Here is a 17,811-nt window from a genome sequence, read left to right on the forward strand (position 1 = left end):
TTTTATCATCTTTGGAATACGCACACTCCGTGCGCAGGCCCGTGCCAGACAGCCATAACAACCGGATTATCCGCTCCGGCAAAGGGGGGAACGGCTCGCCACTCCCCGTCAGGTAAAACAATCTCTGCGACGTCATCCGTCGCGTTCAGCGTGACCAGCCACTTATCCGACAGCAGGATTTGTAGACAGGTTATGCCGTGTTGCCACTCTTGCGCGCTCAGCGGTTGCGCGTCTTTATTCAGCCAGCGAACGTTGCCGTCGCCCTCTTCCCACCAGCTGTCGGCGGTAAGCGCCGGGATTTGCTGGCGAAGGTGGATCAGCGCCGCGGTGAAATGGGTCAACCCGCTGTTTGCTTCTCCCCAGTCGAGCCAGGTTAAGGTGTTATCCTGGCAATAAGCGTTGTTGTTGCCGTGCTGGCTATGGCCGTGCTCGTCGCCCGCCAGCAGCATCGGCGTGCCCTGCGACAGCAAAAGCGTCGTCAGCAGCGCGTGAACGCTGGCGCGTCGCCGCTCGATCACGTCCAGACTTCCGCCTAACCCTTCTATACCATGGTTAAAGCTATGGTTATTGTTAGTCCCATCGCGATTCTCCTCACCGTTTGCCTCATTGTGTTTCTGATTGAAACAAACGCAGTCGCGAAGGGTGAAACCGTCGTGCGCCGTCACCAGGTTGATGGTGGCAGACGGACGTTTGCCGTCGCGCTTAAAGAGATCGCTGGAACCGGCAAAACGTCCTGCGAATTCCCCCAGCGACAGATCGCGCGCCAGCCAGAAGCGGCGGATGGCATCGCGGTAGTGATCGTTCCACTCGGCAAACAGCGGCGGGAAATTTCCCACCTGGTAGCCGCCCTCACCGATGTCCCACGGCTCGGCAATCAGCTTCACCTGCGACAACACCGGGCAATTTTTGATTGCCTCAAACAGCGGAGCCTGCTGGCTGAACGCCGGCGTGCGCCCCATGACGGGGGCCAGGTCGAAACGAAAACCGTCGACATGGAAGGTGTCCACCCAATATTTCAGGCACTCATACGCATAATGCGTCACCGCCGGATGGCTGAGGTTGAGCGTGTTACCGCAGCCGGTCCAGTTGGCGTAATCGCCATCTTCCCTGATCCAATAATAGCTACGGTTATCAATTCCGCGCTGCGAGAGCGTCGGGCCATCGAGATCGCTTTCGGCACTGTGGTTCAGCACCACGTCCAGAATGACCTCAATGCCCGCCGCGTGGAGTGCCTTCACCGCATCGCGGAACTCGTCCCGGGCTTTTTCAGAATGGGCGGCATAGCGCGGTTCGAGCGCGAACATCGCCAGCGGGTTGTAACCCCAGTAGTTGCTCAGACCAAGGCGCTGTAACCGCGGCTCGCTGGCAAAATGGGCGACGGGGAGCAGTTCCAGGGCGGTGATGCCGAGGTGTTTCAGGTAGGCGATCATGGTGGGATGCCCGAGCGCCTTATAGGTCCCGCGCATCTCTTTGGGGATCGACGGATGCAGGTACGTCAGCCCTTTCACATGCGCTTCGTAAATGACGGTATTGCCCCACGGCGTGCGCGGCGGAGCATCGTCTTCCCAGTCGTAGAGGTCGTTCACCACCACGCTTTTTGGCGCGAGCGGCGCACTGTCGCGGTGGTCGGGTTCACCGTAGCCGACGTGGAATATCGGGTCGTCTTTAAACTCGCCGTCCACACGGCGCGCACACGGGTCAATCAACAGCTTCGCCGGGTTAAACCAGTGTCCCTGTGAAGGCTCCCATGCGCCGTGAACGCGAAAACCGTAGTGCATTCCCGGACGCCCGCCGGACAGGTAACCGTGCCAGATATCCCCCGTGCGGGACGGTAAATCGTAACGGTGCTCGTTACCTTCCCCGTCAAACACACAGAGTTCTACCCGCTCCGCGTGCGCAGAAAAGAGCGTGAAGTTCACCCCCTTCCCGTCAAAGCGCGCCCCGAGCGGTTCGGGATTACCTGCCGTAAGCTGCGTCATTCCCCCTCCCGCACCAGCCAGATGGTGCTAAGCGGCGGCAGCGTCAGGCTCAGGGAATGAGGACGCCCGTGGCTTTCGAATGCCTCGCTCTGCACCAGACCGCCGTTACCCGCGTTGCTGCCGTGATAATGCATGGAATCGGTGTTCAGTATTTCGCGCCATTTCCCCGCCTGGTTAATGCCGAAGCGGTAATGTTCGCGCGGCACCGGCGTGAAGTTGCTGGCAACGATAATTTCATTGCCCGCTTTATCGCGGCGCACAAAGACAAACACCGACCGTTCACGATCGTCCACCACCAGCCACTCGAAGCCGTATGGTTCGAAATCCAGCTCGTGCAGCGCTTTGTGGTGGCGATAGGTCAGGTTCAGGTCACGCACCAGACGCTGTACGCCGTGGTGCCAGTTGTCACCGCCTTCCAGCAGGTGCCAGTCGAGGCTGGAATCGTGGTTCCACTCGCGGCCCTGCGCGAATTCATTGCCCATAAACAGCAGTTTCTTGCCCGGGAAGGCGAACATCCAGCCGTAGTAGGCGCGCAGGTTGGCAAACTTCTGCCACGCGTCGCCCGGCATGCGGTCAAGAATGGATTTTTTGCCGTGCACCACTTCATCGTGCGACAGCGGCAGCATGAAGTTTTCGGTGTAGTTGTAGAGCAGCCCGAAGGTGAGCTTGTCGTGGTGATACTGACGGTAAACCGGGTCGAGCTTCATGTAGTCGAGCGTGTCGTGCATCCAGCCCAGGTTCCACTTGTACCAGAAGCCCAGGCCACCCATTGACGGAGGGCGAGAGACGCCGGGGAAGTCGGTGGACTCTTCCGCCATCGTCACCGCGCCTTCCACCTGTTCGCCGAGAATGCGGTTGGTGTTGCGCAGGAATTCAATGGCTTCCAGATTTTCACGGCCGCCATACTCGTTCGGGATCCACTCCCCCTCTTTACGGCTGTAGTCGCGGTAGATCATCGACGCCACCGCATCGACGCGCAGGGCATCAATACCGAAGCGCTCGATCCAGTACAGCGCGTTGCCCACCAGGTAGTTCGTCACTTCACGGCGGCCGTAGTTGTAGATCAGCGTGTTCCAGTCCTGGTGATAGCCTTCGCGCGGGTCGCTATGCTCGTACAGCTTCGTGCCGTCAAATTCCGACAAACTGAAATCATCAGACGGGAAGTGGCCGGGCACCCAGTCGAGGATCACATTCAGCCCGGCGGCATGCGCGGCATTGATGAAATAGCGAAAATCATCGCGCGTGCCGAAGCGGCGCGTTGGCGCATACAGCCCGGTAGGCTGGTAGCCCCAGCTGCCGTCAAACGGGTGTTCGTTAACCGGCAGCAGCTCAAGGTGAGTAAAGCCCATCCATTTGGCGTACGGCACCAGCTGATCGGCCAATTCACGATAGCTCAGCCAGAAGTTGTTATCGGTATGGCGACGCCACGACCCGAGATGCACCTCATAGACGGAGATTGGCGCGTCGAAGCGGTTGGCCTGCTTGCGTTCTTCCGTCTGGACGACCTTCTCCGGCAGCCCACAAATCAGCGACGCGGTATCCGGGCGCATCTGCGCTTCGAAGGCATACGGGTCAGCTTTAATGCGCAGCTTGCCGTTGGCATCGATCATCTCGAACTTATAGAGCTGGCCGTTTTGTGCGCCGGGGATAAACAGCTCCCAGATGCCGGTTTCACGGCGCAGGCGCATCGGATGACGGCGACCATCCCAGTAGTTGAACTGCCCGACAACGGAAACCCGCCGGGCGTTCGGCGCCCAAACGGAAAAGCGCGTGCCGGTGATACCGTCCATGGTATCGGCATGCGCGCCCAGCGTTTCATAGGGCCGCAGGTGAGTCCCTTCGGACAACAGCCAGGCATCCATCTCTTTCAGGAGCGGGCCGAAGCTGTAAGGGTCGTCGATCAGGTTCTGCTGGCCGTGCCAGATGACGGCAAGCTGATAGCGAAAAGGGTTTTTACGACGGGGCATCACGCCCGAGAAGAAGCCACGGGAATCGAGGCATTCCAGATTGCCGACCTTGCGGCCGGTTTTGGGCTCAATCACCCAAACTTCTGTGGCATCCGGCAACAGCGCCCGAACTTCCAGTCCAGCCTCCGTTCGGTGCATCCCAAGCACAGAAAAGGGGTCAGCAAAATGACCCGCAATAAGCGCATTAATCACGTCTCTATCCACACGATCGGACATGGTATTCATCCTGTTTTTTATGTCGTCCTTTTTACGCGCTCCGGGACGACTTTTAATGTGACCTGAACGGGACAGCACAAATATGTGCATCCTTTCTGCTCCGTTCGAACCTCAGGTAAGAAATGACTCTTCCTTAAAGCATAGCCAACGCTCTAAATGACTCCTGATAAAAAATAAGACATCCGCGTGTTACTCCATGTAGTACGCAAAAAAAGGGGGTGAAAATCACCCCCGGTATTTAACAAATTATTACGCCAGCTGGCGCAGCATGCGGCGCAGCGGTTCGGCGGCACCCCACAGAAGCTGATCGCCGACGGTGAACGCGGAGAGGTACTCCGGTCCCATGTTCAGCTTGCGCAGACGGCCAACCGGCGTGGTCAGCGTGCCGGTCACGGCTGCCGGGGTCAGTTCACGCATGGTGATATCGCGATCGTTTGGCACCACTTTCGCCCACGGGTTGTGCGCGGCCAGCAGCTCTTCCACGGTCGGAATAGACACATCTTTTTTCAGTTTAATGGTGAAAGCCTGGCTGTGGCAGCGCAGCGCGCCGATACGCACGCACAGACCGTCAACCGGAATGGTGTTCGCAGTCGCGAGGATTTTGTTGGTCTCAGCCTGGCCCTTCCACTCTTCGCGGGTCTGGCCGTTATCCAGCTGTTTGTCGATCCACGGGATCAGGCCACCGGCCAGCGGTACGCCGAAGTTATCCACCGGCAGCTCGCCGCTGCGGGTCAGCTGGGTGACCTTACGCTCGATATCCAGAATAGCGGATGCCGGGTTTGCCAGCTCGGTCGCGACGCTCTGGTGCAGCTGGCCCATCTGGGTCAGCAGCTCGCGCATGTGACGCGCGCCGCCGCCGGACGCCGCCTGGTAGGTCGCCACGGAAACCCATTCAACCAGATCCTGCGCGAACAGGCCGCCGAGGGACATCAGCATCAGGCTGACGGTACAGTTACCGCCGACAAAGGTTTTTACGCCGTTGTTGAGGCCGTCGGTGATGACGCCCTGGTTCACCGGGTCGAGAATAATAATGGCATCGTCCTTCATGCGCAGCGACGAGGCCGCGTCAATCCAGTAGCCCTGCCAGCCGCTTTCACGCAGCTTTGGATAGATTTCGTTGGTATAATCGCCGCCCTGGCACGTCACAATAATGTCGAGCGCCTTCAGCGCTTCCAGATCGTAAGCATCCTGCAACGTGCCTGTGGTACCACCAAAGGACGGAGCAGCCTGGCCGAGCTGGGAAGTGGAGAAGAAGACCGGGCGGATAGCGTCGAAATCGCGCTCTTCAACCATGCGTTGCATGAGTACAGAGCCGACCATACCGCGCCAGCCGATAAAACCAACGTTTTTCATAGCATTTTTTTCCTGCTGAGGGTGTGTGCTGATTGTGCAAGCCAGTATTGAACTGGGATATGCTTCACATTACAAAATGCTGCCAAAGTCGCAAGCGAAATTAATCGATGATTGCCCGGCAATCAGAAATACAGCTAATTATCATAATAACCATAGAGAGTTTCAGGGATAATTTACATGAGTGAAATCATTTCCGCGGCGGTTTTATTGATTCTGATAATGGATCCACTGGGTAACCTGCCGATCTTCATGTCGGTGTTAAAGCACACCGAGCCTAAGCGCCGTCGGGCGATCATGATCCGCGAGCTGCTCATCGCCCTGCTGGTGATGTTTATCTTCCTGTTTGCCGGGGAAAAAATTCTCGCGTTCCTGAACCTGCGCGCCGAAACGGTTTCCATTTCCGGCGGGATTATTCTGTTCCTGATTGCCATTAAGATGATTTTCCCGAGCGCGGAAGGCAGCAGCAGCGGCCTGCCTGCGGGTGAAGAGCCATTTATTGTGCCGCTGGCGATCCCGCTGGTTGCCGGGCCAACGATTCTGGCGACGCTGATGCTGCTGTCGCACCAGTATCCGAACCAGATGAGCCATCTGGTGATTGCCCTGCTGATCGCCTGGGGCGGGACGTTTATCATCCTGCTGCAGTCGTCGCTGTTCCTGCGCCTGCTGGGTGAGAAAGGGGTGAACGCGCTGGAGCGCCTGATGGGGCTGATTCTGGTGATGATGGCGACGCAGATGTTCCTGGACGGGATCCGGGCGTGGATGAAAGGATAGGTAAAAGCAAAACGGCAATCCTTGATTGCCGTTTTTAGTGTTTGCTCCCTCTCCCCGTGGGAGAGGGTTGGGGTGAGGGCATCAGGCCGCACTCCTCAAAAATAATATTTCGTTTTGCGAGCCGCCTTCCAGAGCCTCTCTTGTCACCCCGCCCCCCACGCAGTATCTTCTTGCCGCGCCTGCGAAATCAGGCGTCAGGGTTGGTCCTCTGTTATCCTCATCCGTGATAAAATTTCTTTTATCGCGTAGTCAGTTACACCTTAATGGTGGGCTGGACGGTGGCGCCGCAAGGCGCGCCGGTAGCTGATGAGGCCGGTAGGACCAACTCCGTTCAGTCCGCCACCAGTGAGGTTGGTCCCTCCTGTGGCGGTCCATTTTACGCATCAGAGGCGGTCTTATGACTACTACCCCTAGCTTTTCTCACTCCTTATTCACTACACCGTTCGATCACACCACCGACTTCACCGAGCTGGCGGACAACTGCGCGCGTTTCGTTGACGTACTGATTGAATGCGACGATCCAACCCAGAAGATGGCGCTGTGTGGACGGCTTTCAGCCTACCTCGCCCTGCTTCAGCCCACGCTGCTTGAACCTGTACCAGAATATTTAAAAGCCAGCCTGACGGTGGATGACCTGCCGCTGGACGTTCCGGTCTTCGAGCCGGAAGTGGATCAACTGGGGCGATACTGCCAGCTGTTAACGCAAATGCTGTTAGCGCATTCGCTGTCAGAAAGCGATGAAAGGGTCGCAGGAGATTTGTTGCAGGATTTAGTGGGGTTTTACAGTAATACGCTGAAAGCGCCGCGCTGGCTGCGCACAACGGAAGGCACTGTGCTGCTGTAAAAAAGCCGGGTGGCGATTGCGCTTACCCGGCCTACGGCCTCTGCGGCCTGATGCCCTCACCCCAGCCCTCTCCCACGGGGAGAGGGAGAAAACCGGGATTAGCTCAGCAGCGTAAACGCAATCATCCCGACAATCGCACCCGTCGTGCCGAGGATGGTTTCCATCAGCGTCCAGGTTTTCAGGGTTTGCGCTTCGGTGGCACCGGTAAACTTACCGAACAGCCAGAAGCCCGCGTCGTTCACGTGGGATACCACAATCGAACCGCCCGCGATACAGATAGACAGCGCCGCCATCTGCGCACCGGAGTAGTTCAGCTGTTCAATCACCGGCATCACCAGGCCCACGGCGGTTAAACACGCAACCGTCGCGGAGCCCTGAATGATACGCACCGCCGCGGCCAGCACAAAGCAGGTGACCGCAATCGGCAGGCCCATCCCGGTCAGCGCTTCGCCCAGAGCCGGGCCCACGCCGGAATCCACCAGCACCTGCTTGAATACGCCACCGGCACCGATCACCAGCAGGATGATACCCGCAGGCTGCAGCGCGGCACCGCAAATCTCCATCACGCGGTCTTTTGGCATTCCCTGACGCATCGCCAGACCGTAAATCGCCACCAGGCAGGCCACCAGGATCGCCGTGAACGGGTGACCGATGAACTCAAACCATTCATAGGCGCTGGACCCCACCGGCACAAAGCGCGCAGCGATGGTTTTCAGACCCACGAGAACCAGCGGGAGCAGGATCAGCGACAGGCTGAAGCCGAAGGACGGCATTTTGCCCTCGCCCAGGTGCGGCTCGGTGATGTCATCCGGGATATGCAGCTCAACGTAGCGGCTGATGAAGTTGCCCCACAGTGGTCCGGCGATAATCATCCCCGGGATTGCCGCGCACAGGCCAATCAGGATCATCCAGCCAAAGTCAGCGTGCATCTGAGACGCCAGCAGCATCGGCGCAGGCCCCGGCAGCAGAAACGCCGCGGCCGCCGCCACGCCCGCAAACAGCGGAATGACCAGCTTCACGAGGTTCGTACCGGTATGGCGCGCCATCGAGAATGCGACGCTTATCAGCAGCACAACGGCCACTTCGAAGAACAGCGGCAGCGCGCAAATCAGACCGGCCAGGCCAATCGCGTAGTGCGCGCGGCTGTGGCCGAAGGATTTCAGCATCTTGACGGCAATCTGGTCGACCGCGCCCGTCTCGTGCAAAATCTTGCCAAACATCGCGCCAAGGGCCACCACAATCGCCAGGAAGCCCAGCGTACCGCCCATCCCTTTTTCCATCGTCGCGGCGATCTTGTCGAGCGGCATACCGGAAAAGAGACCTGCACCAATAGAAACCACCATCAAAGCAACGAAGGCATGCATACGCGCCTTCATCACTAAAAACAGCAGCAGCAAAACGGAACCCACTGCTGTCAAAACTAGCGTTAATGTACTCAAAACTTACTGCCTTTTATTAATGACCTCGATGGTGCTGGCGACAACACCTTCCAGTGACTGATCGATATCAACCACTAAGACGTCCTGCTCATCCGCACCCGGCTCCTGCAGCGCTTCGAACTGCGTGACCAGCATCTGGGTTTTGAAGAAGTGACCTTTACGCGCCTTCAGACGGCTTTCAATCACCTCGAAATCCCCTTTCAGGTAGATGAAGGAGAGGTTCGGGTTGCCGTCGCGCAGCAGATCGCGGTAGGTTTTTTTCAGCGCGGAGCAGACGATCAGGGAGACTTTATTGGTGCGCTGCATCGCGAATGCGGCGTCGTTCAGCGCCTGCAGCCACGGTTTGCGGTCGTCGTCGTTCAGCGGCTCGCCGGAGGCCATTTTCATGATGTTGCTGCGCGGATGGAGGAAGTCGCCATCAAGGAACGCAGCCTGGAGTTGATGCGCCACTTCGCTGGCTACGGCTGATTTCCCGCTACCGGAAACGCCCATCAGGACGTAGACGTGGTGATCGTGATTAGTCGTGCTCAAAGGGTGTCCCTCAGTCAATTGTTACGGGTAACAGTTATCGGTAACATTGTCCTGCCGGGGCAAAAGAGAAGCAATATCCAAACGTGCGCGAAGTGAATAAGTGTGAGCTACTTCAAATTTGTCAGTTCAAATAGATCCACCCGGTGACAAGGTGAAACCTAAATCTAACATTTTCGGGGTCACCGTCTCGCCACGAATGCGCGCCAGCAGGCGTTCTGCGCCAATACGGCCCATACGTTCACGCGGGGTCAGGACGCTCGCCAGACGCGGCTCCATCACCTGGCCAATATCGTGGCCGTGGAAACCGGCGATCGCCATATCATCAGGGATCTTCAGCCCCAGACGCTGACACTCAAACGCCGCGCCGACCGCAAGGTCATCGTTGGTACAGAAAATACCGTCCAGTTGCGGATACTCGCGTCGCGCCTGACGCATCAGCTCAATCCCCGACGTATAGGAAGAGGACTGCTCCACCATCACGCTGTACGGTGTTAAGTTCGCGTCGAGCATCGCCTGCTCGTATCCCTTCTGTTTGATGATAGTACGTTCATCAAGACGCGCCCCCAGATAGGCGATGTGGCGATGCCCGCGGGCGATGATGGCCGCCGTCATCTGACGCGCCGCTTCGAAGTTATCAAACCCCACGGCGATGTCGAGGCACGGCGACTGGCTGTCCATCAGCTCCACCACCGGGATACCGGCCACTTCGATCATTTTGAGCGTGCGGGCGGTGTGGGTACGTTCCGTTAAAATCAGGCCGTCGATGTTCCAGGAAAGCATCGATTCAAGACGTTCCTCTTCCAGTTCCGGCTTGTACCCGTAGTGCGCGAGCATGGTCTGATAGCCAAAGGCATCGGTCACGCTTTCGATACCACGTAATACTTCGGCGAAAACCTGGTTGGTCAGGGAAGGAAGCAGGACGCCCACCGCACGGCTGGTCGCATTGGAGAGAATATCGGGCGCGCGGTTGGGGATGTAACCCAGTTCATCAAGGGCAGCGGCAATCTTGCCACGCAACGCCACGGAAACCTGCTCCGGGTTACGTAAAAAACGGCTGACCGTCATTTTGGTCACACCGACGCGATCGGCGACATCCTGAAGTACGGGGCGTTTCTTTTTCATCGTCCTGAGAAATCTTGAAGTGAGAGATTTTCTCAGTTTATCACGGACAAAGCTCAACCTTCCCCGTTTAAAGGGAAGGTTGAGTAATTATTTATACCGGCGGCAGGTCAAACAGCAGGATTTCACTTTCGCTGTCGGCATGCACGGAGAGCGCCTGCTCGTCCCAGATGGCCAGACCATCGGCGGTTGTGGCTTTGGTGCCGTTGATGGACACGTCACCTTTCACCACCTGGATCCAGACGCGGCGGTTGGCGGCAATCTGATGCACGGACTGTTCGTCTTTTGCCAGCGCCCAGCGGTACAGCTCCATATCCTGATGCACTTTCAGGGAACCTTCACGCGCATCCGGGGACAGCACCAGCTGTTTACCCTGTTTGGCGTCGAAGCGGCGCTGCTCGTAGCGCGGCGCGATGCCGGTCTCTTCCGGAATGATCCAGATTTGATACAGGTGCAGTTTGTCCGTTTTGCTCGGGTTGTACTCGGAGTGACGCACCCCGGTACCCGCGCTCATAATCTGGAACTCGCCCGCCGGAACCTGCTCTTCGTTACCCATGCTGTCTTTGTGCGCCACGGCACCTTCAAGCACATAGGTCAGGATTTCCATGTCTTTGTGCGGGTGGGTGCCGAAGCCCTGGCCTGCATCAATCACGTCGTCGTTAATCACGCGCAGTGCGGAGAAGCCCATGAAGTTCGGGTCGTAGTAGTCGGCAAACGAGAATGAATGCCATGAGTCCAGCCAGCCATGATTCGCGTGACCACGTTCGTTTGCTTTGCGTAAGTAGATCATTGTTTTCACCCTCAGTTCGTTTCGATGGAGTAAGTGTGGACGCAAACCGCCTGGGATCATAGAGGGTGAAAATTGACTCCTCTGTTCAAAAATTATGAACAAGCGCAGAGGAGCCATTTTTGCTTATTTTGCGAGGGTTACCGTGGCAGGAGAAGCCTGCTCAAAGGCCCGTTCAAGGATTTCCAGGTTGTTCAGAACGTCAGATTCCTTGACGTAATTCGGCGTACCCGTGGTGAGCGTTTCATACAGCGCATCGTAGACGCGGCCATAGTCGCCTGGTTCCGGCTTGAGTTCTTCTTTTACTGTTGTGCCATCTGCCTTCACATACTCCAGCACGCCCACGGAATCATCCGCCGCAAAGCCCGGTTCGCCCGGCATGATGTTGGCCTTCAGGCTGGTCTCCTGCTGGTCGATGCCGTACTTGATAAACGAGCCTTTGGTGCCGTGAACGATAAACCTGGGATAGTCGATTTTCACCAGATGGCTGGTTTTGACGATGGCTTTCAGGTCGCCGTAGAACAGCTGCGCTTCGAAGGTGTCATCCGGATTGGCTTTGTTGCGCAGGCTGCGGATGTCGTACGCCACGTGGTCCGGCCGCCCAAACAGGGAGATGATCTGGTCCATGGTATGCACGCCCAGGCCATAGAACGAGCCGTCCTGCGGCAGGCCGGGCTGGGTTTCCGCGACCGGACGGTAGTAGTCGAAGTGGCTTTCAATTTCCACGATGTCGCCGAGCTTTCCGCTCTCAATCGCCTTTTTCGCCGTCAGGAAGCAGCTGTCGAAGCGACGGTTCTGATACGGCGTAACGGTCAGTCCTTTGCTCTTCGCCAGCGCGAACAGCTCCTTCGCTTCGGCGATGGTCGGGGTGAAGGGCTTTTCCACCAGCACGTTTTTGCCCGCTTCCAGCGCGCGCTTCGCGTAGTCGAAGTGGCTGTCGGCGTGGGTGCAGACAATGATCAGATTCACCTGCGGATCGTGAAGCACCTCATCGAGATCGCTGGTGAAGTGGATGTGGGAATACTGCGGGGACTGCTCTTCCGGCTTCGCGCGGCGGCGGTAGATATGGGCGACGTGCCAGCTGTCTTTACGGTTGAGAACATAGGGTAGGTGATAGCGGGTGGTGCTTTTACCAAAGCCGATAAACGCACAGTTCAGGGTCATGGTTCCGTCCTTTTTGATCAGGTTTCTGTTTTCACTATAGCGATAAACTTGCCCAAAAGAATCCTAAAATGGCGGCACTTGCCTTGACCCTGCCGCTAAAAACCACGATAAGGTGAAGGTCAAATCTATGCTCGCGAATGGAGTCGCGCCCATTTCTATGGAAAGGAAATATCTCGCCTTAAACAGTGCGCTTCTCTTCTGGTTGCTTTCGCTTGCCGCCTGGTGTTTCGCCGCCCGTCAACTCGCATGGCTCTTCGCAGCATTCTCTTTATTGGCTTTCACTCTTCCCCTGCTTATCAACCTGGGTAATGTTATGTTTAAAAAGAATAAAATTAATGAAATCAAGGTTCCAACTGCCCTTCCCCCGGCTCCTGTGATGGAAAAAGAACCTACCGCCACCGAGAAGCACGGCACCACGGTGATTGCCAACGACGTCCGCGTTGAAGGCAATATCGTTTCGACGGGTCACGTCTATGTGCACGGTGAGCTCATCGGCAATATTGCCTCTGAACAGAGTCTGATCAAAATCATGCGCGGGGGACGGGTTGAGGGAAATATCACCTGCCGCGAGCTGATTATTGACGGGGCCGTGATTGGCGAATGCCACAGCGATGCCATTGAAATCTGCGAAAACGGTGAGGTAACGGGAACGCTTTCCTACCGGGCGCTGGCCGTCAAAAAAGGGGGGATGTTTTCCGGTATTGCGGAGATGCTGCCTGCCGCAATCGAAAAGAATAACGTCGTTGGCCTGATCAAGGACAGCACCGCTGACGCTCCTGAAGCGTGCGAGCTTGCCAAATAATAAGCAAAAAAAAGCCAGCGAAACGCTGGCTAAAGTAATACTGGAAGCAATGTGAGCAATGTCGTGCTTTCAGGTTCCCGTAGCGGTCTTCCTGAATGCAGAGCAATAATAATCATTCTCATTCGCACTTGTCCACTCCTTTTTGCAAAAAATAGCGGTTGACTCAAATTTTAAAGTCATTGATGTTGGAAGGGAGAGTTAACTGACTGAGGAACAAGGAATGAGTGAGATAGTGATACGCCACGCAGAACTGAAAGATGCCGAAGCCTTACGCCAGAACTATATGCATCCCGGGGTGTATCACGACACGCTACAGCTACCTCATCCTTCCCTTGAGATGTGGCAGGAACGCCTGAGTCCTAAACCTGGCCAAAAACGTCTGGTCGCCTGTATCGATGAAAACATCGTCGGTGACCTGGCGCTGCAGGCAGAAGCCAGCCCGCGACGCAGCCACGTGGCAACCTTTGGTATCAGCGTTGCGGCGCATGCACAGGGGCGCGGCGTGGGGAGCGCGCTCATGCGCGAGATGATCAACCTGTGCGATAACTGGATGCGCATCGAACGGATTGAATTAACGGTGTTTGCCGATAACCCCGCTGCACTGGCGCTGTACCGGAAGTTTGGTTTTGAAATCGAAGGCACCGGCAGGAAATTTGCCCTGCGCAACGGCGAGTATGTGGATGCGTATTATATGGCGAGAATGAAGTAGTTATTTGCCGGGTGGCGGCTTCGCCTTACCCGGCCTACGTTCGTGCAGTTGTAGGCCCGGTAAGCGCAGCGCCACCGGGCAATATATCAATACCCCGCCGTCAAATCATCCACCGAACGCGGGTCTGACGCGCCAAACAGCGCCCCGTCCGGTCCGACCATAATGCTCTGGGTGCTGCCCATCGCCTCTTTGACCGCGACCTTTTGACCGCGCTGTTCAAGCAGCTTAATGGTGTCCGGGCTAAAGCCCTTCTCGACGCGCAGCTCGTCCGGCAGCCACTGGTGGTGGAAACGCGGGGCGTTGGTCGCTTCGGCGACGTTCATCCCAAAGTCGATGCTGTTCACCACCATCTGCAGCACGGTGGTAATAATTCGACTCCCGCCCGGGCTGCCGGTTACCAGCCAGGTCTTACCGTCTTTCACCACGATGGTGGGCGACATGGACGACAGCGGGCGCTTCTTCGGCCCGACGGCGTTTGCATCACCGCCTACCAGCCCGTAAACGTTCGGCACGCCCGGCTTGGCGGAGAAGTCATCCATCTCGTTGTTCAGCAGAATGCCGCTGTTGCCCGCCACAATCCCGGTGCCGAAGGTGGTGTTGAGCGTATAGGTCACCGCCACAGCGTTACCGTCTTTATCCACCACCGAGAAGTGGGTGGTCTGATTGCTTTCATACGGCGCCAGCTTGCCGGGGCGGATCTCGCTCGACGGCTTCGCCTTGTTGATGTCGATCTGGTCGGCCAGGGATTTGGCATAGGCTTTGTTGGTCAGCGCCTGCCACGGCACCTTCACGAAGTCCGGATCGCCGAGGTACTCCGAGCGGTCGGCGTAGGCGCGTTTTTCCGCTTCCGCCATCACCTGCATGGCGTCCGCGCTGCCGAAGCCAAACTTGTGCATATCGAAGTTTTCAAGAATGTTGAGGATCTGCACGATGTGAATGCCCCCGGACGACGGCGGCGGCATGGAGAAGACCTCGTAGCCGCGATAGGTGCCGCTAATCGGCTCGCGCTCCACCGCCTTGTATTCCGCCAGATCCGCCTTGGTGATTAAGCCCCCGTTCTTTTGCATTTCATCGGCAATCTGGTCAGCAATCGCGCCTTTATAGAAGGCATCCGGGCCGTGTTCCGCAATCCGCTCCAGGCTGGTCGCCAGGTTCTTCTGCACCAGCTTATCGCCCTTCTTCAGCGGCTCGCCGTCTTTCCAGAAGATGGCCTTACTGTTTTCGTGATTCGGAATCACTTCGCTGCCGTAGGTTTTGAGGTCGTCTGCCAGCGCGTCATTCACCACAAAGCCCTCCCGCGCCAGCTTGATAGCAGGCTGTACCACCTTATTCAGCGGCATCGTGCCGTATTTTTCCAGCGCCAGCGAGAAGCCCGCAACGGTACCCGGCGTGCCGGACGCGAGGTGCGAGGTCAGGGATTTCTTGCTGTCCGGGTTGCCCTGCTCGTCAAGGAACATGTCGCGGGAGGCCTGATTCGGTGCCATCTCACGGAAGTCGATGGCGGTGGTTTTCCCGTCTTTGGTACGCAGCATCATAAACCCGCCGCCGCCGAGGTTACCCGCCTGCGGATGCGTGACCGCCAGCGCGTACCCGACCGCAACCGCCGCATCCACCGCGTTACCGCCCTGCTTGAGAATATCGACGCCCACCTGGGTTGCCAGCGCGTCAACCGAGGCCACCATGCCATGCGTCGCCCGCACGGGATGGAAAACGTCTTCCTCCACGCCGTAGGAGACGGGAGGCGCCGCGGGCGGGTTGGCCGCCACGCTAAATGTGCCGCCTGCCATCAGCGCGGCGATCGCTACCCAGCGCAAAAACGTTGGTTTCATCATTATTGTTCTCCAGGTGATAGGGTCCATACTCCCCGCTTAAGCCTGGTTCACAACTCCTAAAAAATCATCGTCATGGTGAAATCGGGGTAAACTTAAGAGAAACCTCAAAAGGAGGAGATGACAATGAAACGCTTGATGATTCTTACGGCACTGCTTCCCTTTGCCGCGCTCGCACAGCCACTTAATACGATGAACAACCCTAACCAGCAGGGTTACGTCATTCCCAGCCAGCAGCGGATGCAAACGGAGATGATGAGCCAGCAACAGCAGCAGAAAGGGATGCTTAATCAACAGTTGAAAACGCAAACCCAGATGCAGCAGCAGAGCCTGCAAAACCAGATGAACGCCAACACCCAGCGCGTCCAGCAGGGTCAGGTGCGCGAGCAGCCGCTGCCGAATAAAAACGGCGGGATGTTAGGCGGGGGTTCAACCCTGAACAGCGGCCAGCAGCATATGCTGCCGCCGCAGTCGAACGGCAGTATGCTTAATCCGCAGAACTAAAGTTCGGGCCGATGCGGTCAATCGCATCGGTACAAATGCTGTCAACGCCCCAGCGCAGCATTTCGGCTGCACGCTGGGGTTTGTTAACGGTATACACCAGAATATGCAGACCCGCCGCTTTCAACATCTTCACCCGCGCCTCATCCAGCAGCTTGTGATTGAGATGAATTGAAACGCACGCTAAGCGTGTCGTCAGCTCGTGCCAGTCCTCGCGCCACTCGTCCAGCAGCAGCCCACGCGGCAGCTCCGGCACGGCCGCCTGTGCCGCTTCCAGCGCGTCGATCTCAAACGACGACAGCAACGGTGCCGTCATCCCTTCCCACAGCTCACGCGCGGCCAGCGCGATGACTTTGCCCGTCAGCGGCCCGGTGCCGGTGGTCGGTTTGATTTCGATATTGGCCATCATGCCGTGCTGGCGACAGCGATCCGCCACTTCCGCCAGCAGCGGCAGCGGTTCGCCTTTGAATTCGCCGCTGTACCAGCTTCCGGCATCTACCTTCAGCAGATCGCGCCACGGCAGTTCACCCGCCACGCCCCAGCCGTTGCTGGTGCGTTCGAGGTTATCGTCATGCAGCAGGAAAATTTCGCCGTCTTTCGACAGCTTGGCGTCGAACTCGATCATCGTGTGGCCGTAGCGCGCGCCAACGTCAATCGCCGCCAGGGTATTTTCCGGCGCCAGCTTACCGCCGCCGCGGTGGGCGACGACGTGGGGATAAGGCCAGTTGCTCATACTCGTTGTCCTGTTTCACCGTCAAAGAAGTGCAGGTGATTTTCCGGCAGGTGCAGCCACAGCGTACTGCCTGCTTTCGGGCGTTCCTGATGCGCTAAACGCACCACTATTTTTTGCTCACCCCAGCGTCCGTGCGCCAGGTTATCTGCACCCAACATCTCCAGCGTGTCCATCACCAGCGGCACGCCGCCGTCCGCCTGAGAGGTTAAACCGATATGCTCCGGGCGGATACCGAGCGTCATCTTACGCCCGGCGTAGCCACGATAGTACCAGTTGATCGGCAATGCCATCCCGCTTTCCAGTTCAAAGTGGGTGCCCGCACTGCTGATCCGTCCTTCCAGCAGGTTCATTGCCGGGCTGCCGATAAAGCTCGCCACAAAGCGGGTAGCCGGTTTCTCATACACCTCCACCGGGGTGCCAATCTGCTCGGCAACGCCTTTGTTCATCACCATCACGCGCTGAGCGAGGGTCATGGCCTCAACCTGATCGTGGGTAACGTACAGTGACGTGGTTTTCAGACGACGGTGCAGCTGCTGCAGCTCAAGACGCATCTGCACGCGCAGCTTGGCGTCGAGGTTAGAGAGCGGCTCGTCGAAGAGGAATACCGCCGGATCGCGCACGATGGCGCGCCCCATCGCCACGCGCTGGCGTTGGCCGCCGGAGAGTTCGCGCGGGCGGCGCTTGAGCAGGCCGTCCAGCTCCAGAATACGGGCGGCTTCTTTCACGCGCTCCTCGATATGGCCTTTGCCCATGCCGCGGATTTTCAGCCCCCAGGCCATGTTCTCTTCCACGCTCATGTGCGGATAGAGAGCGTAGTTCTGGAAGACCATCGCGATGCCTCTGTCTTTCGGCTCCATCTCGGTGACGCGCTGGCGGTCAATCCAGATATCCCCGGACGTCACGCGCTCCAGCCCCGCCACCATGCGCAGCAGCGTGGATTTTCCGCAGCCGGACGGGCCGACCATCACGATAAATTCCCCATCCGCCACGTCGAGCGTCAGCGGCTGAATCACCTGGGTTTTACCGTCCCAGCTTTTGGTTACTGCCTGAAGTTTTAAACCTGCCAT

At 57.6% G+C, this 17,811-nt stretch carries 16 protein-coding genes; 5 read left to right on the forward strand and 11 right to left on the reverse strand.

The features are described from left to right. Positions 1–5 precede the first annotated feature (5 nt). From glgX to asd, 3 genes are all read right to left on the reverse strand, one after another. Positions 6–1,979, reverse strand: a complete 1,974-nt coding sequence (gene glgX / locus KK102_RS19775) for a glycogen debranching protein GlgX (RefSeq protein ID WP_216358273.1) — start codon at positions 1,977–1,979, stop codon at positions 6–8. After that, positions 1,976–4,162, reverse strand: a complete 2,187-nt coding sequence (glgB, locus tag KK102_RS19780) for a 1,4-alpha-glucan branching enzyme (RefSeq protein WP_216358274.1) — start codon at positions 4,160–4,162, stop codon at positions 1,976–1,978. Before glgB ends, glgX begins: the two co-directional genes overlap by 4 nt. A 249-nt stretch (positions 4,163–4,411) precedes the next feature. Beyond that, on the reverse strand, positions 4,412–5,515 hold the full coding sequence (asd, locus tag KK102_RS19785) for an aspartate-semialdehyde dehydrogenase (protein ID WP_033146834.1): 1,104 nt from the start codon (positions 5,513–5,515) through the stop codon (positions 4,412–4,414). Positions 5,516–5,692: 177 nt separating this feature from the next. Here asd and yhgN point away from each other — a divergent pair, with 177 nt between their 5' ends. Together yhgN and KK102_RS19795 are read left to right on the forward strand one after the other, a co-directional pair. Then, entirely contained in the window at positions 5,693–6,286 is a 594-nt protein-coding gene (gene yhgN / locus KK102_RS19790) for an NAAT family transporter YhgN (RefSeq protein ID WP_003861574.1), read from the forward strand. Between the two features lie 397 nt (positions 6,287–6,683). Beyond that, positions 6,684–7,130 carry a hypothetical protein gene (locus tag KK102_RS19795; RefSeq protein WP_216358275.1) on the forward strand — a complete coding sequence of 149 codons (447 nt, stop codon included), beginning with the start codon at positions 6,684–6,686 and terminating at the stop codon, positions 7,128–7,130. 98 nt (positions 7,131–7,228) lie between these two features. Here the strand turns inward: KK102_RS19795 and gntU are convergent, their stop codons facing one another. The 5 genes from gntU to KK102_RS19820 form a co-directional block, all read right to left on the reverse strand. After that, the gene (gntU, locus tag KK102_RS19800) at positions 7,229–8,569 is read right to left on the reverse strand and encodes a gluconate transporter (protein ID WP_010436459.1); all 1,341 of its coding nucleotides are present in this window, start codon (positions 8,567–8,569) and stop codon (positions 7,229–7,231) included. A 3-nt stretch (positions 8,570–8,572) separates the two neighbouring features. Beyond that, positions 8,573–9,100: a gluconokinase gene (gene gntK, locus KK102_RS19805; protein ID WP_010436461.1), complete on the reverse strand. Its 528-nt coding sequence runs from the start codon at positions 9,098–9,100 to the stop codon at positions 8,573–8,575. A 126-nt stretch (positions 9,101–9,226) separates the two neighbouring features. Continuing rightward, a complete protein-coding gene (gntR, locus tag KK102_RS19810; RefSeq protein ID WP_021242747.1) occupies positions 9,227–10,222 on the reverse strand; it encodes a gluconate operon transcriptional repressor GntR in 996 nt (331 codons plus the stop codon). A 91-nt stretch (positions 10,223–10,313) separates the two neighbouring features. After that, the gene (locus KK102_RS19815) at positions 10,314–11,009 is read right to left on the reverse strand and encodes a pirin family protein (protein WP_126545865.1); all 696 of its coding nucleotides are present in this window, start codon (positions 11,007–11,009) and stop codon (positions 10,314–10,316) included. 123 nt (positions 11,010–11,132) lie between these two features. Then, positions 11,133–12,170, reverse strand: coding sequence for an oxidoreductase (locus tag KK102_RS19820; protein ID WP_216358276.1), 1,038 nt, complete (start codon positions 12,168–12,170; stop codon positions 11,133–11,135). A gap of 157 nt (positions 12,171–12,327) precedes the next feature. Between KK102_RS19820 and KK102_RS19825 the strand changes: the two genes are divergently transcribed. After that, positions 12,328–12,972: a bactofilin family protein gene (locus tag KK102_RS19825; RefSeq protein WP_126545946.1), complete on the forward strand. Its 645-nt coding sequence runs from the start codon at positions 12,328–12,330 to the stop codon at positions 12,970–12,972. A gap of 220 nt (positions 12,973–13,192) precedes the next feature. Continuing rightward, complete coding sequence (gene yhhY, locus KK102_RS19830) at positions 13,193–13,681, forward strand: N-acetyltransferase (protein ID WP_216358277.1); 489 nt, start codon at positions 13,193–13,195, stop codon at positions 13,679–13,681. Between the two features lie 86 nt (positions 13,682–13,767). Here the strand turns inward: yhhY and ggt are convergent, their stop codons facing one another. Next, positions 13,768–15,513, reverse strand: a complete 1,746-nt coding sequence (gene ggt / locus KK102_RS19835; RefSeq protein WP_216358278.1) for a gamma-glutamyltransferase — start codon at positions 15,511–15,513, stop codon at positions 13,768–13,770. A gap of 123 nt (positions 15,514–15,636) precedes the next feature. Here ggt and KK102_RS19840 point away from each other — a divergent pair, with 123 nt between their 5' ends. After that, the gene (locus KK102_RS19840) at positions 15,637–16,014 is read left to right on the forward strand and encodes a DUF2756 family protein (RefSeq protein ID WP_126545867.1); all 378 of its coding nucleotides are present in this window, start codon (positions 15,637–15,639) and stop codon (positions 16,012–16,014) included. Here the strand turns inward: KK102_RS19840 and ugpQ are convergent. Together ugpQ and KK102_RS19850 are read right to left on the reverse strand one after the other, a co-directional pair. Continuing rightward, the gene (gene ugpQ, locus KK102_RS19845; RefSeq protein ID WP_216358279.1) at positions 15,998–16,744 is read right to left on the reverse strand and encodes a glycerophosphodiester phosphodiesterase; all 747 of its coding nucleotides are present in this window, start codon (positions 16,742–16,744) and stop codon (positions 15,998–16,000) included. The genes KK102_RS19840 and ugpQ overlap by 17 nt on opposite strands. Continuing rightward, positions 16,741–17,811 (reverse strand): sn-glycerol-3-phosphate import ATP-binding protein UgpC, encoded by a 1,071-nt coding sequence (locus tag KK102_RS19850; RefSeq protein ID WP_216358280.1) that lies wholly within the window; start codon positions 17,809–17,811, stop codon positions 16,741–16,743. The genes ugpQ and KK102_RS19850 overlap by 4 nt, the downstream gene beginning before the upstream one ends.

The sequence above is a fragment of the Enterobacter quasimori genome (genome assembly GCF_018597345.1).
In the GTDB taxonomy this organism is placed as follows: domain Bacteria; phylum Pseudomonadota; class Gammaproteobacteria; order Enterobacterales; family Enterobacteriaceae; genus Enterobacter; species Enterobacter mori.

What these genes read in the sequence shown, in the direction of transcription:
- yhgN (WP_003861574.1), top strand. Translation starts at nt 5,693, where the DNA reads ATGAGTGAAATCATTTCCGCGGCGGTTTTATTGATTCTGATAATGGAT.
- yhhY (WP_216358277.1), top strand. Translation starts at nt 13,193, where the DNA reads ATGAGTGAGATAGTGATACGCCACGCAGAACTGAAAGATGCCGAAGCC.
- ggt (WP_216358278.1), bottom strand. Translation starts at nt 15,513, where the DNA reads ATGATGAAACCAACGTTTTTGCGCTGGGTAGCGATCGCCGCGCTGATG.
- ugpQ (WP_216358279.1), bottom strand. Translation starts at nt 16,744, where the DNA reads ATGAGCAACTGGCCTTATCCCCACGTCGTCGCCCACCGCGGCGGCGGT.
- gntR (WP_021242747.1), bottom strand. Translation starts at nt 10,222, where the DNA reads ATGAAAAAGAAACGCCCCGTACTTCAGGATGTCGCCGATCGCGTCGGT.
- KK102_RS19795 (WP_216358275.1), top strand. Translation starts at nt 6,684, where the DNA reads ATGACTACTACCCCTAGCTTTTCTCACTCCTTATTCACTACACCGTTC.
- glgB (WP_216358274.1), bottom strand. Translation starts at nt 4,162, where the DNA reads ATGTCCGATCGTGTGGATAGAGACGTGATTAATGCGCTTATTGCGGGT.
- glgX (WP_216358273.1), bottom strand. Translation starts at nt 1,979, where the DNA reads ATGACGCAGCTTACGGCAGGTAATCCCGAACCGCTCGGGGCGCGCTTT.
- KK102_RS19815 (WP_126545865.1), bottom strand. Translation starts at nt 11,009, where the DNA reads ATGATCTACTTACGCAAAGCAAACGAACGTGGTCACGCGAATCATGGC.
- KK102_RS19840 (WP_126545867.1), top strand. Translation starts at nt 15,637, where the DNA reads ATGAAACGCTTGATGATTCTTACGGCACTGCTTCCCTTTGCCGCGCTC.
- KK102_RS19825 (WP_126545946.1), top strand. Translation starts at nt 12,328, where the DNA reads ATGGAAAGGAAATATCTCGCCTTAAACAGTGCGCTTCTCTTCTGGTTG.
- KK102_RS19850 (WP_216358280.1), bottom strand. Translation starts at nt 17,811, where the DNA reads ATGGCAGGTTTAAAACTTCAGGCAGTAACCAAAAGCTGGGACGGTAAA.
- asd (WP_033146834.1), bottom strand. Translation starts at nt 5,515, where the DNA reads ATGAAAAACGTTGGTTTTATCGGCTGGCGCGGTATGGTCGGCTCTGTA.
- KK102_RS19820 (WP_216358276.1), bottom strand. Translation starts at nt 12,170, where the DNA reads ATGACCCTGAACTGTGCGTTTATCGGCTTTGGTAAAAGCACCACCCGC.